General features: G+C 44.3%; 16 protein-coding genes and 2 pseudogenes. 13 read left to right on the forward strand and 5 right to left on the reverse strand.

Features of this window, described 5'->3' with window-relative positions; all coding sequences use genetic code 11:
- The first annotated feature begins 61 nt into the window (after nt 1–61).
- The gene (gene cimA, locus ACOCD9_RS02710; RefSeq protein WP_287701663.1) at nt 62–1,702 is read left to right on the forward strand and encodes a citramalate synthase; all 1,641 of its coding nucleotides are present in this window, start codon (nt 62–64) and stop codon (nt 1,700–1,702) included.
- A gap of 137 nt (nt 1,703–1,839) precedes the next feature.
- Here the strand turns inward: cimA and ACOCD9_RS02715 are convergent, their stop codons facing one another.
- From ACOCD9_RS02715 to pilM, 4 genes are all read right to left on the reverse strand, one after another.
- Nucleotides 1,840–2,334 carry a hypothetical protein gene (locus ACOCD9_RS02715; protein ID WP_287701661.1) on the reverse strand — a complete coding sequence of 165 codons (495 nt, stop codon included), beginning with the start codon at nt 2,332–2,334 and terminating at the stop codon, nt 1,840–1,842.
- A 64-nt stretch (nt 2,335–2,398) separates the two neighbouring features.
- Nucleotides 2,399–2,863, reverse strand: coding sequence for a hypothetical protein (locus ACOCD9_RS02720; RefSeq protein WP_287701659.1), 465 nt, complete (start codon nt 2,861–2,863; stop codon nt 2,399–2,401).
- Between the two features lie 52 nt (nt 2,864–2,915).
- Nucleotides 2,916–3,695: an ABC transporter permease gene (locus tag ACOCD9_RS02725; RefSeq protein WP_287701657.1), complete on the reverse strand. Its 780-nt coding sequence runs from the start codon at nt 3,693–3,695 to the stop codon at nt 2,916–2,918.
- Between the two features lie 502 nt (nt 3,696–4,197).
- Nucleotides 4,198–5,325, reverse strand: coding sequence for a type IV pilus assembly protein PilM (gene pilM, locus ACOCD9_RS02730; RefSeq protein WP_287701655.1), 1,128 nt, complete (start codon nt 5,323–5,325; stop codon nt 4,198–4,200).
- A 141-nt stretch (nt 5,326–5,466) separates the two neighbouring features.
- Here pilM and ACOCD9_RS02735 point away from each other — a divergent pair, with 141 nt between their 5' ends.
- Nucleotides 5,467–5,679, forward strand: a complete 213-nt coding sequence (locus tag ACOCD9_RS02735) for a hypothetical protein (RefSeq protein ID WP_287701653.1) — start codon at nt 5,467–5,469, stop codon at nt 5,677–5,679.
- Nucleotides 5,680–5,835: 156 nt separating this feature from the next.
- Entirely contained in the window at nt 5,836–6,828 is a 993-nt protein-coding gene (gene ilvC / locus ACOCD9_RS02740; RefSeq protein WP_045361115.1) for a ketol-acid reductoisomerase, read from the forward strand.
- A 96-nt stretch (nt 6,829–6,924) separates the two neighbouring features.
- Here ilvC and ACOCD9_RS02745 read toward each other — a convergent pair whose 3' ends face one another.
- Complete coding sequence (locus tag ACOCD9_RS02745) at nt 6,925–7,713, reverse strand: ECF transporter S component (RefSeq protein ID WP_419546313.1); 789 nt, start codon at nt 7,711–7,713, stop codon at nt 6,925–6,927.
- 303 nt (nt 7,714–8,016) lie between these two features.
- Between ACOCD9_RS02745 and ACOCD9_RS02750 the strand changes: the two genes are divergently transcribed.
- The 10 genes and pseudogenes from ACOCD9_RS02750 to ACOCD9_RS02795 all read left to right on the forward strand — a co-directional run.
- A complete protein-coding gene (locus tag ACOCD9_RS02750; protein WP_287657470.1) occupies nt 8,017–8,301 on the forward strand; it encodes a hypothetical protein in 285 nt (94 codons plus the stop codon).
- A gap of 63 nt (nt 8,302–8,364) precedes the next feature.
- The gene (locus ACOCD9_RS02755; protein WP_287657471.1) at nt 8,365–9,141 is read left to right on the forward strand and encodes a M48 family metallopeptidase; all 777 of its coding nucleotides are present in this window, start codon (nt 8,365–8,367) and stop codon (nt 9,139–9,141) included.
- A gap of 379 nt (nt 9,142–9,520) precedes the next feature.
- Nucleotides 9,521–9,853, forward strand: a pseudogene (locus ACOCD9_RS02760) (hypothetical protein); the annotation flags it as partial.
- Between the two features lie 173 nt (nt 9,854–10,026).
- Nucleotides 10,027–12,138: a TIGR00300 family protein gene (locus ACOCD9_RS02765; RefSeq protein WP_419546314.1), complete on the forward strand. Its 2,112-nt coding sequence runs from the start codon at nt 10,027–10,029 to the stop codon at nt 12,136–12,138.
- Between the two features lie 147 nt (nt 12,139–12,285).
- Nucleotides 12,286–12,672: a Pepco domain-containing protein gene (locus ACOCD9_RS02770; RefSeq protein WP_419546315.1), complete on the forward strand. Its 387-nt coding sequence runs from the start codon at nt 12,286–12,288 to the stop codon at nt 12,670–12,672.
- Nucleotides 12,672–14,162 (forward strand): GUN4 domain-containing protein, encoded by a 1,491-nt coding sequence (locus tag ACOCD9_RS02775; RefSeq protein ID WP_419546316.1) that lies wholly within the window; start codon nt 12,672–12,674, stop codon nt 14,160–14,162. Before ACOCD9_RS02770 ends, ACOCD9_RS02775 begins: the two co-directional genes overlap by 1 nt.
- Nucleotides 14,163–14,220: 58 nt before the next feature.
- Complete coding sequence (locus tag ACOCD9_RS02780; protein ID WP_159293156.1) at nt 14,221–14,433, forward strand: hypothetical protein; 213 nt, start codon at nt 14,221–14,223, stop codon at nt 14,431–14,433.
- Between the two features lie 34 nt (nt 14,434–14,467).
- On the forward strand, nt 14,468–14,692 hold the full coding sequence (locus ACOCD9_RS02785) for a type II toxin-antitoxin system RelE family toxin (protein WP_190722195.1): 225 nt from the start codon (nt 14,468–14,470) through the stop codon (nt 14,690–14,692).
- Between the two features lie 81 nt (nt 14,693–14,773).
- A complete protein-coding gene (locus ACOCD9_RS02790; protein WP_419546317.1) occupies nt 14,774–14,983 on the forward strand; it encodes a DUF6887 family protein in 210 nt (69 codons plus the stop codon).
- A gap of 5 nt (nt 14,984–14,988) precedes the next feature.
- Nucleotides 14,989–15,069: pseudogene (locus ACOCD9_RS02795) on the forward strand (type II toxin-antitoxin system HicB family antitoxin); the annotation flags it as partial.
- Between the last annotated feature and the right edge of the window lie 138 nt (nt 15,070–15,207).

A 15,207-nucleotide genomic window follows, 5' to 3' on the forward strand; every position in this document is an offset into this window, starting at 1 on the left:
AGGGACGTGATTTTAACTTGCTACAGTTATTAATTAATATTAACACCTATTGACTATTTCTATGAACAATGGTAAGCGCATTTGGGTCTATGACACTACTCTCCGGGATGGGGCCCAGCGAGAAGGTATTTCCCTCTCCCTGGAAGATAAAATTAAAATCGCCAGGGAATTAGATAGAATGGGCATTCCTTTTATCGAAGGCGGTTGGCCCGGCGCAAACCCTAGAGACGGTCAATTTTTCTGGAAACTGCACGAAGAACCCCTAAAACAAGCCGAATTAGTCGCTTTTTGTTCCACGCGTCGCCCCCATGTCGAGGCCCGGGAAGATCCGATGTTAACCGCCATTCTCGCCGCTAGAACTCGTTGGGTGACAATTTTCGGCAAATCTTGGGATCTGCACGTCACAGAGGGCTTAAAAACCAGTCTGGAGGAGAATTTAGCCATGATAGGAGATACGATCGAGTATCTACGCTGTCAGGGAAGACGAGTCATTTATGATGCCGAACATTGGTTTGATGGTTACAAAAATAACCCCGAATACGCCCTTTTAACCCTCAAAACCGCCAGAGATGCCGGGGCCGAATGGTTAGTTTTCTGTGATACCAACGGTGGCACTTTACCCCAAGAAATCGCCCCGATTGTGGAGAAAGTGCGGGAGCAATTGGGCATCGATCCTGATAACGAAAATGGGACTAAATTAGGCATCCATGCCCATAATGACGCGGGAACCGCCGTAGCCAACTCCTTAGCGGCAGTTAACGAGGGCGCACGCATGATTCAAGGCACAATTAACGGTTATGGGGAACGCTGCGGCAATGCCAATTTATGTACTTTAATTCCCAATCTTCAGTTAAAAATGGGCTTTTCTTGCCTAGAAGAAAATCAATTAGGTCGATTGACGGGAACTAGCCGGAAAATCAGCGAAATGGTCAATTTAGCCCCAGATGATCACGCTCCCTTCGTCGGACGTTCCGCTTTTGCCCATAAAGGCGGTATTCACGTTTCTGCGGTGGCGAAAAATCCCCTCACCTACGAACATATTAACCCGGAAGCGATCGGGAATCAGCGCCGCATCGTCATTTCTGACCAATCGGGATTAAGTAATGTGTTAGCGAAAGCGCGTAGTTTTGGCATCGATTTAAATAAAGATGATCCCACCTGTAGGCAAATTTTGGAACGTTTAAAAATCTTAGAAAGTCAGGGTTATCAGTTTGAAGCAGCCGAAGCTAGTTTTGAGTTATTAATGCGGGAAGCTTTGGGACAAAGAAGCCACCTTTTTGAATTAAAAGGATTCCAAGTGTATTGTGATATGCTGCGGGATAGTGGTAATGCAATTGCAACAATTAAAGTACGGGTAAAAGAGGAAGATTTATTAGAAGTGGCCGAGGGTAACGGGCCTGTGGCTGCTTTAGATCGGGCTTTAAGAAAGGCTTTAGTCAAATTCTATCCCGAAATTGCTAACTTTCACCTGACCGATTATAAAGTAAGAATCCTCGATAGTGGTTCGGGGACGGCAGCGAAAACTAGGGTTTTAATCGAGTCGAGTAACGGTCAACAAAGATGGACTACTGTGGGAGTGTCTAGTAATATTTTAGAAGCTTCCTATCAGGCAGTAGTAGAAGGAATTGAATACGGTTTATATCTGCTGCAAAACAATAAACTAGAATTATCGGGTCAATTTTGTCCTTTGGGGATAATTTAGAGAACAGTAATCAGTTATCAGTAATCAGGAGTCAGTAATCAGGAGTCAGTATTCAGGAGATTATTTTTATTTATTCTTCCCATTCCCCCACACCTCACACCCCACTTCCTGCTCCCCTTTCTGGGATTGAATGTTTACTAGGATAATAATCTAGTGACGACCGAATTTTGCCAACGACGAGCTAGGGCCCGCAGATACATATTAACGGGAAACTGATAATATTCGATAATTAACCAGAGTAAACAAATACCATGGCAAATAAAGGTTAAAATCGACCAAAATAGAGGCACCCATGACAAAGGACTCCCCTCGACTGGAGGGAAAAGATAGGCCCCTGTCGCCACAATTGCTGTGGGAAAAATCACAAATCCTAAACCGATAATTAAGTAAAAACCTGCTATCTCCATTCCTTCTCTCGGTAAACCCTGCCAATACTTACCATTCCAATACCAAGTTAAGGGTAATTGACTATCGGCCATTTTTAAAACCTGTTGTTCTAAATTAGCAGTAAAAATGTGTTGACAAAAGTTACAAGCATAGGCTTCCATTAGGGGTAAAGTGGCGATTTTACCATGGCGACAGACGGGACAAGAATAGGTATCATGATAGTTTAATCGGGTTGGCTCGGTCATGGTAATGTGAGTGAGAGTAAAAAAGGCAATTGCAGATAATTAACTTTTCCCTATTGATAACTAATTAAGCAAGATTGGGAGGAATTGCCCCTAGTTTTTGCAGTTGTTTTTCAATATTAGCCTTTAATTGGGTCCGGGAGATTTCTTTTCCTGTTTGAGCGGTGTGTGCATTTTCCAGAAAAATAATACTATCTACTTTTTCTACGGCAAATAATTGGAATAAAAGATGGGTTACGGGAATCAGGAGCGTTGATAGGGGTGAATTAGCAGTATTTTGGGCAGATATGGCCATTTTTTCCGTGGCAAAGGCATAGATCACCCTTTTCTCTCGTTGCGGCTGCTGCCGATGGGCTAAGGTGGTTAGTAACCAATCACCCTGGCTATTCTCAACCACATAGTATTGTAAATGTTTTAACTGTCTAGCAAAAGCTGCAAGGACGGGATTAACCGCTTCTTCCATGACCACGGTTGCCAGTCCGTAATTGACCGCTTCTCGACTTAAAATATGCAGTTGTGCCTTTAATTTCATGGCTAATCATGTCTATAAACTAATCGATGGCGATGACATTCGGCAAGGCCATTTAAAATTGTCGTCGTGAAAAGATGAGGATGGAGATACCCAATAATAGACCAGTATAAACGAGACTGTAGAGGGCATTACCGATTAAGACATCAGCACTAGGCAGCAAACCATAAACGGCCTCATTTCTAAAATTCAATCTCTCCAAATCTGGGAGAATTAGATAAATATTTTTGGTGATAGCAAGGATATTGGCATTTTTGCTGATTATACCCAATTGGATCAGATCTTTGCTGATGTGACCCATTAGATAGACCCCAAAAGTCATTAACGTGGCTAAAATCGAACTGGTAAATACCCCAAAAGCGATCGCCACGGCTGCGATGAGAATTAATTCCAAACCGAGATAGAAAACCGAGACAATCAGGGGTAAAGGTTGAAAAGATACTTTCATCCCCAGCAACATCAGCAAGTAAATCACCAACATTACCCCCAACATCACCACTAAAACCCCAGACAAACCCAAGTGTTTACCGAGGATAAATTCGGCCCGACTCAGGGGTTTGGGAATCAAAACTAAAATAGTTCTCTTGTCAATTTCCTGATTAATTAGCCCTGTACCCACAAAAACGGCGACAATTACCCCTAATAACCCGATAGCGGCTAATCCCAAGTCAAGAAAGATTTTCTCATGGGTTCCCACCGCAATTTCCGGTAATAAACGCCAAGCGAAGGCCATCAATAGGGCAAAAAACCCGATAAAGTAAAGAATGCGATCGCGAATAACCTCGCGAAAACTATTGGCTGCGATCGCCAAGATTCTCAGGATGCTGATACCCATAGCCTTTCATCAAAAGAACTCTTGCCAATTAATTATATGTTATGGTCGTGGGTTAACTAATTTTCCCCAAAAAATTAGTTAGTTCATTTGTTATGAATAAAAACCTGAAGTTTAACTTTTAACCCAAAACTCTTTAGATATGCTTTAATTTGGTTGTCAAAACCTCTTTATTTAGGGTTTGCTGAAAAAGTTTGTTGGTGGGGTTAGGCTTCGGCCGTGAGCTCGCCGAACGTCCGAAGTCTCACGCCGAGGTCCGAACGGAGTGAGTAGCCGGTCGTCAGGAGTCGGGAGTCGGGAGTTTCAGGCTTTGTTGCCCTGCTTCTTTGTACCAGTTTCTGTACTAAAAAAAGAATAAGGCCAGGTTTTTGAATGTCCCAATCCGATTTTCGCAGCATGAACATCGGATTTTAACAGGTCAAAAGCCTTATTTTAAAAGGGTTTTACTATTATTCAGCCAACCCTAATTAGTAGCGTATGTAAACGTATGTTGACAAAACCTTGGCTAATGGTCAACCTCCCGCAATCCTAAACCCAGAACTGTTCCTAAACCAGGTCTTTCGGCATTAGGAATCTCTTGAGTTGTATCTAAGTTCAGTGATGCGATTGGATCGATTGCCATGGTGGGGACGCTGAGACGTTGAGTAAAATATTCGTCTAGTTGCGCTAAACCGCCCCCGGGACCGGCTAAAAGTAACTGGACAATTTCCATTTCCAGTTCATCACTTTGGTTAAGATAGAAATTAATCGATCGCCGCAATTCATCGGTTAATTCCCCTAAAACCCGCATCAGTGCCGCCATCCCGGCGGTAGTAAAGGTTCTGGAAAGACCGGTATTGGTGCCAAGACTATCAAAGGCAGTGGTCGGGATTGTCATCCCCAAAAGAATCTCAGGACTGCGGGAGGTGGGCAAATTCATCGCCCTGGAAATGGCATTTTGTAGCTGGAAAGTGCCGATGGGGACAGTGCGGGAAAATTGGGGAACGCCGTCCACCACGATGGCAATTTCCGTGTTATCAAATTCTATATCGACAATAACGGTAGCTTCATTGGAACTAAACTGTCGCAACTGATCGCGAATCGTCCGAATTAGGGCAAAACTATTAATTTCTAGCACATCTACCTGTAATCCTGCCCGTTGCAGGGTTTCCATATAGGCATCGGTGATCTCCCGACGAGTAGCTACCAGCAAAACCTGCACCTTTTCGATCCCGTCTTCATCCTGAAAGTAGCCCAGTTTTTGGTAGTCGATATCCACTTCCTCCCGCGGATAGGGAAGGTATAAATTAGCTTGATGATTTAAGACCAGATCGCGCAATTCCTCCTCGTCCAATTCCGAGGGAATAGGGATAATCCGGATAATTGACTCGCGCATGGGGACAGCAGTAGCGACTCGTTTGCTGTTAATTTTATTTTCCTTGAGGACTTCTTGGATTAATTCCGCTAAAGCGACGGAATCGACGATTTTTCCCTCCTCAAAGATGCCTTCTGGGATATCCGACGAACAACATTTAACTAATTTATAATTTTGTTTCTGTTTGGCCATCTGAACCACGTTAATGCGCTCTGGGGTAATCTCTAACCCAATACCTTGAGTTTTTTTTGTCAATAGCTTCTTAAAAAAACTTACCATAGATTTTCTGGGGCAGCTCTAAGGGAATTGGTGATCAACAAAGCCAATAATCTTGATCTTTTCACCTGATTTTATCTAGTATCGCTCAAGGCAGTAAATCAGTCTATAAACGATCCTAACTGGGTAAATTACCCAGAACCGGTGAAAATCGAAGGAGAGAGAAGCTATTTCTGCACTAATATTAACCTGATTATCTGTGTTCAGACCGAGGTTAATCCTAACTGGATAGGAGGAGAGGAAGTGCTTAATGATAGTGATATTGTAATCAATTTTGCTGAAAGAACCAAGTCCAAGCTAAAAATTGGCCATTATCCCCCCCCTTCTGCTCAACTAGATCAAGTCAGCTTTCCCTAGTTAGATTACCCAAATATCTCAAGAAAATTTCAATTTTTCTAGGCACTATTTTTTCTTGACTCCTAGAAATAGGCGATCGAATGCTTCTGACAGGCGTGATTTTCGCGTATAATTAGGAGTTTGCATAGTGACAAAAGAAGTTAAGGAGCGAGTTCGATGGCACGAATGTACTATGATGAGGATGCCAATTTAGATTTATTAGCGGGAAAAACGATCGCTATTATTGGTTATGGTTCCCAGGGTCATGCCCACGCATTAAATCTCAAGGATAGTGGCGTTAATGTGATTGTTGGTCTATATCCCGGCAGTAAATCGGCAATCAAAGCCAAAGAAGCTGGTATTCCGGTTTATGATGTGGCCGAAGCCGCTAAAATTGCCGACTGGATCATGATCCTCTTACCAGATGAAGTGCAGAAAACGATTTATATCAACGAAATTGCCCCGAATTTAAGCGCAGGCAAGGTGTTATCTTTTGCCCACGGCTTTAATATTCATTTTGGTCAAGTGGTTCCCCCAGATAATGTCGATGTGGTGATGGTCGCCCCCAAAGGACCGGGCCATCTCGTCCGTCGCACCTACGAACAAGGTCAAGGGGTCCCCTGTTTATTCGCCGTCTATCAAGATGCTACCGGCCAAGCACGCGATCGGGCAATGGCCTACGCTAAAGGTATCGGTGGCACTCGGGCTGGGGTTTTGGAAACCACTTTCCGCGAGGAAACAGAAACCGACCTTTTTGGCGAACAGGCAGTATTATGCGGCGGTTTAAGTGCTTTAATTAAAGCTGGCTTTGAAACCCTCGTGGAAGCTGGTTATCAACCCGAATTAGCCTATTTTGAGTGTTTACACGAGGTAAAACTGATCGTCGATCTGATCGTCGAGGGCGGTTTAGCCAAAATGCGCGATAGTATTTCCAATACAGCCGAGTACGGTGACTATACTCGCGGTCCGCGGGTGGTGACGGAAGCGACTAAGGCCGAAATGCGGAAAATCCTCCGGGAAATTCAATCGGGACAATTTGCCAGAGAGTTTGTCCTCGAAAATCAAGCAGGTAAACCGGGGTTCACCGCTATGCGTCGTCAAGAGGCAGAACATTCGATCGAAGAAGTCGGTCAGGATCTGCGGGCGATGATGAGTTGGCTAAAACGCTAGTTCGCTTTTTTTTCGCTGTCGGGTTGGACGCAACGCAGGAATTCTTCCCGTTGAGTCCGCCCCTACTCCCCACTCCCCAAAAGGAAAACTTCCATTTTAGTAGATCGCCTCTCGTGATTTGACCAAACCGATCGCCCGTAAACCGGCAATGACACCACAACCGATCACCATACCGACGAGGGAACGAATCAGATTTTCTATGGGAACGATCCCAATTAAAGCGATCCAGACTTCTTCTGGCCAGTTAAAAATCGAGTAGGTAATGGCGACGGCCCCCAAATGGGAGAGGCCGCTGGCGGTCCAAGTACCGCCAAAAATTCCCGCCGCTACTAGGACAAAATTACTACCTTTGATCCAATGGGTAAACAGAGTCCGGGTTGGTAGGATAAATAATACCAAAGCCGACCAATCGACGAAAGCCCCGGCAATAAAGACTCGTGGCGAAATACCGTTCAGTCCGATCGCCCGGTTAGCGTAGATAAACAGGGGAATCAGAAAAATTAACGTCAATCCTAACCACCAATAACGGCGTTTTTTGCCTAAAACCATCGTTCCCGCCACAAAACTAGACAAAATCGCCCCAAAGACCGAAATAGCGGGAATTCCTGCCGTGTAGGGGGCAAGGAAAGCCCCAATTAAGGACCCAATGCCACTAGCGATCGCCCCAGCGATCGGGCCGAGTAACCAACCCAAGAGGGGAAAAACCGCTTGACTGAGGGGCATACTACCGCCGGAAGCGAGGACAATGGAGAAGGGAATAAAAGAAAGGGTAGTGACAATGGCGGCTAAGACGACAATATAGGCGATCGGCGCCCCATCAATAGCGGCACTACTGACAGCTTCTACTTTGCGTTCTTCCCCTTCGGGGATAATATCTAGGGTCATAGATGAAAGGGTAATTCTAACTTTTCTATCATCCTCTGGTTTTATCCGCTTCGGGCAGTTAATGGTCAACGTTATAGCAGAGGATTTGAGCAAGCGGAAAGGAGGCAGTCGCTGCATCCCCACCGGTGTACGCTCCTGTGGGGACTTCCTCTGCTATATTTTTCTTAACCAAGAATCTTAATGATATTTTAAGATTTTTTAAAAAACCGTCCCTATCGGAGATGAACGTATATCCTAGAGGGGAGCGAGTATAAATTCTTATTCCCGTTCGATCGCCCCCCAATTCTCTGGAGATCAGCACCCATGCTTACTTTGCTCCGTTCTCTGCTATTTTCCACCCTATTAAGTTTTGTTGCCCCCGTCCTCCTGGTGGGTTCGATTTTAACTGCTTTATTGGCCACCAGTCACGTCCCCGGCTTTACTTGGGTTTCTCAGACTGTTTTTAGCCAAATTCTGCAATTTTTAACCATTTTCGGTGGCGGTTATCCCCTACAAGGAATGTTAACCATCGCTGTTACTTTTGCTTTTGTTGGCAGTTTATTCGATTTATTTAACTTTTACGTCTATCAAACCAATCGGGGACAGTAACAGACAAAGGGTGATAGGGACTGTCTAGAATGGGAATGAGGTTTTTATGGGATCGAATCGTCTATGCGCCCTATTTTCTACCGTTTTTGGCTATTAACAATCATTTCTCTGCTGCTGAGCCTGAGTATCGGGATTATCAATCCCCAAACCAGTTTCGCGCTCTCGTGGATGGATTTACTTTTTCGGGGTGTGCAAGTTATTCAACTCTCCACTATTTCTCCTCAGCAGGAAGTCGCCATCGGTAGGCAGATTAATCAAGGTTTATTAGAATCAGGTAAGGTGAAACTGTCCAAAGATGCCAGAATTAACCAATATGTCCAAGAAATCGGGCAGCGATTAGCCACAACTAGCGATCGCCCTGACCTTCCCTACACTTTTCAAGTGGTGCGCGACAATAGCATTAACGCCTTCGCAACTATGGGCGGATTTGTCTATTTACACACGGGATTGATTAAAACTACTGATAATGAGGCAGAATTAGCCAGCGTCATTGCCCATGAAATCGGCCATATCGTCGGTCGTCATTCTATCACCCAATTACGCAATACTGCCCTCGCTCAAGGACTTCTCAGTGCGGCGGGATTAGAGACAAAAACTTGGGTACAATTGGGGGTTAATCTCGCCTACAGTTTGCCAAACAGTCGCAAGGATGAATTAGAAGCGGACCGACTGGGTTTAAAAAATTTGGCCAGGGCTGGTTATGAACCCACGGCGATGATCTCCTTTATGCGAAAATTAGCACAACAGGGGGGTTCTACCCCGACAATTCTCAGCACCCATCCAGCTACAAGCGATCGCATTGTGGCACTGCAAAAACAGCTTAATTCGGTTAATAACTGAACTTCCCCCAGACATTATTCTTCTCCCGAATGGCGATCGCTATTCCCCTGCTCTCATGACTTTTTGTTGGGTTTCCTTGGGTCAACCCAACCGGTTTAGCGGTGGACGTTCCACAGAGGCTAAAATCGATATATTTCTCCACGAAAATTTAGTTAGGACTTGCTGAATAAATCTAAAAACCTTGTTGGGTAAAACTTTTAGACTTTTTGTCAATCAAAAAGTACCAAATATGGGAGTGATCGGGGGGAAAATTCAGGGACTTTTTCCCTGAAAATTAGGTAATTGACCAGATGAAAATCGGTAAAACCCTACACCCCACACCCCACACCCGTTCGGCTGAGCTCACGGCCGAAGCCCACACCCTACCCCCACGAAAAACTTTTTGCCGCAAACCCTAGTTAGAGATGCAATTAAAGTCGTTTCTAATAATTCCTATGTGCAGTCTCACCTAATTTGGCGGATAATGGATGCGGCTGCTACCGTCGATCCTAACTGGGTGATCGATCATGTACGTCCTGCTGCGGAAAAGATACTGGACGAAAAAAAGGCTGATCGCTACGAAGAAGCGATTAAATGGCTAAAAAAAGCTCGTAATGCCTTTTATATGTCAGGAAGACGGGAAGAATGGCAAACTTATCGGGAAAATTTAATTAAGGAACACGGACGCAAATCGAAATTTATGGGGTTATTTAAACATCAGGATTTACAATGATTTAAGCTTCTAGCCGTCAGTTATCGGCTAAAACTGGGCTGTTTTTAGCTTGTAGAGCGGTAATTGTCCTAATCTTAGGTTTAGTGACATTTCGGGGCAAAGTAGAGTATAATGGAAGATTGGTCTAAACTTATCTCCAGACTACTTATACTGAATATTCATTGTCAAAAAATATGACTGAAACCATTCGCTTTTTGATGTGTTCTCCCGATCATTACGATGTGGATTATGTGATTAATCCTTGGATGGAGGGCAACATTCACAAATCTTCCCAGGAAAAAGCTAGGCAACAATGGCAGCAGCTTTATCATATTCTCAAAGATCGGGCGCTTGTGGATTTAGTCCCACCAGAAAAAGGCTGGCCCGACATGGTTTTTACCGCTAATGCAGGTTTAGTTCTGGAAAAAACTGTAGTTCTCAGTCGCTTTTTACACAAAGAAAGACAGGGAGAAGAACCCTATTTTAAACAGTGGTTTGAAGATAACGGTTTTACGGTTCACGAACTGCCAAAAGATTTACCCTTTGAAGGTGCAGGAGACGCATTATTAGATCGGGAAGGACGTTGGTTATGGGCAGGATATGGCTTCAGAACTGAGTTAGATTCCCACCCTTTAATCGCTAAATGGCTCGATATTGAGGTTTTATCTTTACGTTTAATCGATGAACGTTTCTATCACCTTGATACCTGTTTTTGTCCCCTTAGTGGCGGTTATCTACTCTACTATCCCGATGCTTTTGATGCCTATTCTAATCGGTTAATTGAGTTAAAAATTCCCGAAGAAAAACGCATTATCGTTGAAGAAGCCGATGCGGTTAACTTTGCTTGTAATGCAGTAAATATCGGTCAAGTAATCGTCATGAATAAAATTAGTGACGATTTACAACATAACTTAGCTGCAAAAGGGTTTGAAGTGGTACAAACTCCCCTAACGGAGTTTTTAAAAGCAGGAGGAGCCGCTAAATGTTTAACCCTGCGTACCACCGAACCCTTAATTCCAGACCATCACGCTAATGTCACCATTGAAAGTCGCATTCTCCAGTTAGAAGGTCATCTGCTCGACGCGGGAATTATGAATAAAGCTCTCGATGTTGTGGTGGGAAATGGCGGCAGCTTCAAGGTTTTAAACTTCACCTTAGGGATTGAGCGCCAAAGTACCTCCTCGGCCGAAGTGCGGGTTTCTGCACCCTCTCACGAGGTAATGGAGGAGATCATGGTACAATTGATCGACCTCGGTGCGGCCGCTCGTCCCCAAGAAATCTGTGATGTCAATACCGCAGTGGTGGCACAAGATGGGGTCGCTCCCGATGATTTTTATGTCAGCACCATCTATCCCACGGAAGTGCGGGTTAACTGTGAATGGGTGCGGGTGGAAAATCAACGCATGGATGCAGCCATCGTCGTCACTGAAGGTCCGGAAGGCAAAACAGCGAAATGTACTCTGCTGCGGGATTTAAAAGCTGGCGATCGCGTTATGGTGGGAGTTGAGGGCATCCGTACTATCCGACAGGCGGAATCCAGGGAACAACGCAACAGCACCCAGGAATTTACCTTTATGGGTGCGGGGGTTTCCAGCGAGCGCCGAGTCGAGTTAACCGTGGAGCAGATTGCCTGGGAAATGCGTAAAATTCGCGACCAGGGCGGTAAAGTGGTAGTAACGGCAGGTCCGGTGGTCATTCACACTGGAGGAGCGCAACATCTCTCCCGTTTAATCCGCGATGGTTACGTTCACGCTTTACTGGGGGGAAATGCGATCGCAGTTCACGACATGGAACAGGCGATCATGGGTACTTCTTTAGGGGTAGATATGCAGAAAGGCATCCCGGTGCGCGGTGGCCATCGTCATCACCTCAAGATTATCAACCTCATCCGTCGCCACGGCAGCATCGCCAAAGCTGTATCGGCCGGGGTATTGACAAAAGGCGTAATGTATGAATGCGTCAAGAATAATGTCCCCTTCAGTTTGGCCGGTTCAATTCGCGATGATGGTCCGCTTCCGGATACGGAGATGGATTTAATTAAATCACAGGAAGAATATTCCCGCTTAATTCAAGGTGCAGACATGATTCTCATGCTCTCTAGTATGCTCCATTCCATCGGTGTGGGCAATATGACACCGGCGGGGGTAAAAATGGTCTGTGTTGATATTAACCCGGCCGTGGTGACAAAATTAAGCGATCGAGGTTCCGTAGAATCCGTGGGTATTGTCACCGATGTGGGTTTATTCCTGAGTCTGTTAACCCAACAGTTGGATAAGTTAACCCGTCCCTTGGTAGAAACGGTTTAAAACCAATACTCTAAAACATAAAACTTATGAGCTTTGGGGGTATTTAAACCCCCTTTTTTGGGACTATTAACCCCTATCTCTATAGGTGAGTTAGCAATGGGTAACTAGAATAATAAAGGAGAACCATTGCCGAAAAACGAGAGCGCTATGCCAGAAGAAACTATTTGGATTATCACCGCAGAAGATACCCCCGTCACCCCCGATAAAGATGCGAAAGGAAACGACACCTATGACAATCCCTGGGACACGAGGAAAACTATCACCGAAGCTGAGACTCGTGGCGTAAAAGTGAGCATAGAGAAGCTAGAGACAGAACTTTCCCATTTTCTCCAGCTTATCGGCAAAGTCTTCAATCAAGCACAGAAACAGGTCAACCAACAAACCGGTTTTAAACTCGATGAAGTAGAGCTTTGCGTAGAGATTACCGGAGAAGGTGAAGTAAAATTATTAGGGACGGGGATTAAGACCGGCACCAAAGGCGGATTAACCCTAAAATTCAAGCGAGACGAGAAAAACACACCGACCGCAGACTAATGGCGAATCATGGGTTAATTATCGGGATAAATCAATACAAACGCTTGAAACCGCTCAAATGTGCCAAGCAGGACGCGGTAGAGATGGCGCGTTATTGTCGTGACGAAATTAATTTTGACGAAGTTTTCCTGTTTACCGATGAGTCTGACCCAATAACCGCGCCGAATGGTTCCCAACAGGAGACGAAACCGACGTACACAAATCTAATGGCTTTCCTGCACGACTTTTTCGAGTCGCAACGCTTGGAAACCGGCGATAACTTCTGGTTTTTCTTCAGTGGCCACGGATTACGCCATCAGGGACAGGATTACCTCGTTCCCAGCGAGGGACACCCAACCTTAATCGAACAGACGACCATTCCCCTCAATTACGTTACCCAACGTTTACGGAGATGCGGTGCAGATAATATCATTCTCTTTCTCGATACCTGTCGCAACGAGAACGACTTTAGCAATAAATCCGTAGGCTGGCAAAAGCAACAGGGAGTGATAACCATCGCTTCCTGTAGTCCGACGGAGGAATCCTACGAAATTCCCGAACTACAACAGGGTTCCTTTACCTATTCACTTCTAGAGGCTTTACGAATCCAAGGGGAAAATAACTGCGCCACGGTAGAAAGACTCTGTAATCGTCTCCGCGAAAGGATTCCAGAAATCAACCGACAACACAACAAACCCCCGCAAACTCTCCATTCTATTGTCGAACCGCATTATAAAAATCATCTGATTCTGTTACCGAAACAGGCAAAGACTCCCGATATAGAGTTATTGCGAGTGGAAGCTTTAGAGTTGGAAGTGGAGGGAAAGCTAGAGGAAGCGCGACAGTTGATGAGACGAGTTCTGGCTTTGGATACAACCAGACCTAAATACTGGCAAGATTACGACAGAATTAATCGAAAATTAGCACAACAACCCGTCCTACCGTCCCCTAAAACGGAACCGATAAATGGCGAGTCGGCGAAAACGATAACAGAAACCCCGAAACCCGCAGCACCGCCAGAAATCGAACTTAAAAGCGAGAAAGGAATCGATTACAGGAAGCTACGGGATTTACTGGAACAACAGCAATGGAAAGAAGCGGACGAGGAAACAAGAGTCGTGATGCTACAGGCTGCCAACCGAACAAAAGAGGGATGGTTACGGGAAGAGGATATCGATAATTTTCCCTGCGAGGATTTGCGAACCATTGACCAATTATGGGTTAAATATAGTGGCGGTCGCTTTGGTTTTTCCGTGCAGGCGAAAATCTACCGCGAACTCTACCGCGAACTCGGTGGGACGCGGGAGTATAATAGAAGAGTTTGGGACGCTTTCGGAGATAGAGTAGGCTGGCGAGTGAATAATAGCTGGATATACAGGGGAAGGGATGTTACTTTTGACCTAAAAGCACCCCTAGGACACCTCCCTTGGGGGAGTAAAAGCACCCCTAGGACACCTCCTTTTCGTCATTGGACAAAGTTAGGAACTCTTCTCTCGCGTCGAGACTTGTAAAATGTAACATATAAAGGTTACAGCCAATTTTTAAGAATTGTATCGGAGGGAAAACCAAATGCTAGAAATTAACAAAAGCTATGTATTAGACAAGGATCAAAAGCCGATTGCCGTTCAGATTTCCATTGCTGAATTTGAAAAAATCGAAGAAATCCTAGAGGATTACGGACTAGGAAAACTCATCGAAGAAGTTGAAAATGATCAAATCCTAGACAAAGAAAAAGCCTTACAATATTTAGAATTGCTTAAAAATAAAAATGTAGAAGGTTGAATACAACAAGAGATTTTTAAAAGAATTAACCTCTTTGCCAAAAGACATACAATCTCGTATTGAGTTGATCGTATTTTCCGAGTTAGAAACCGATAATCCTTTTGAATTAGGCTATCTCGATAAAATGAAAGGACATAAAGATAAATATAAAATTAGAGTTGCAGATTATAGGATTGGACTGACTATTGATAAACCCAATCAAACCATCATCTGTCAACGAGTCGCACATCGTAGAGAAATTTACAAAACTTTTCCTTGATAGAAAAATACCGCTATCTTTATCTGTCAATTGCTTTCTAATCATTTTAATCGATGAACAGGGGAATTGGAACTTTGAATTATGAAAAAATCACCTTCGGAAATGACTAACGCAGAACTCCGTCAGTATCTTTCGGAACATCGAAACGAAGAAGCTATTTTTAGTGAAGCACTAGGAGTATTATTAAGCCGAAAAAAAGACGGGTTTAAATATCCCGCACCTCAAACGATGTCCTATAAAGAAATAGAAACGATTTTCAAGGAAAAATTAAATCAAATAATTGAGGAATAGAAATCGTGCGTTATGCGATTATTATCGAAAAAGCTGAAAATAATTATTCTGCTTATGTTCCTGACTTACCCGGTTGTGTTACTACCCTGACAGGGGGACAAGCAAGCTGAAAAGCTTATGTAGCATGGAATACAGATACAGACTCCAAAAAAAGATAAGTCATATTTACCATATATGACCTAAATAACGAAAATGATAAGTGAACTATACCAGAAAGTGTTAGA

The organism is Microcystis sp. (assembly GCF_048564745.1).
Classification (GTDB): Bacteria; Cyanobacteriota; Cyanobacteriia; order Cyanobacteriales; family Microcystaceae; genus Microcystis; species Microcystis ichthyoblabe_A.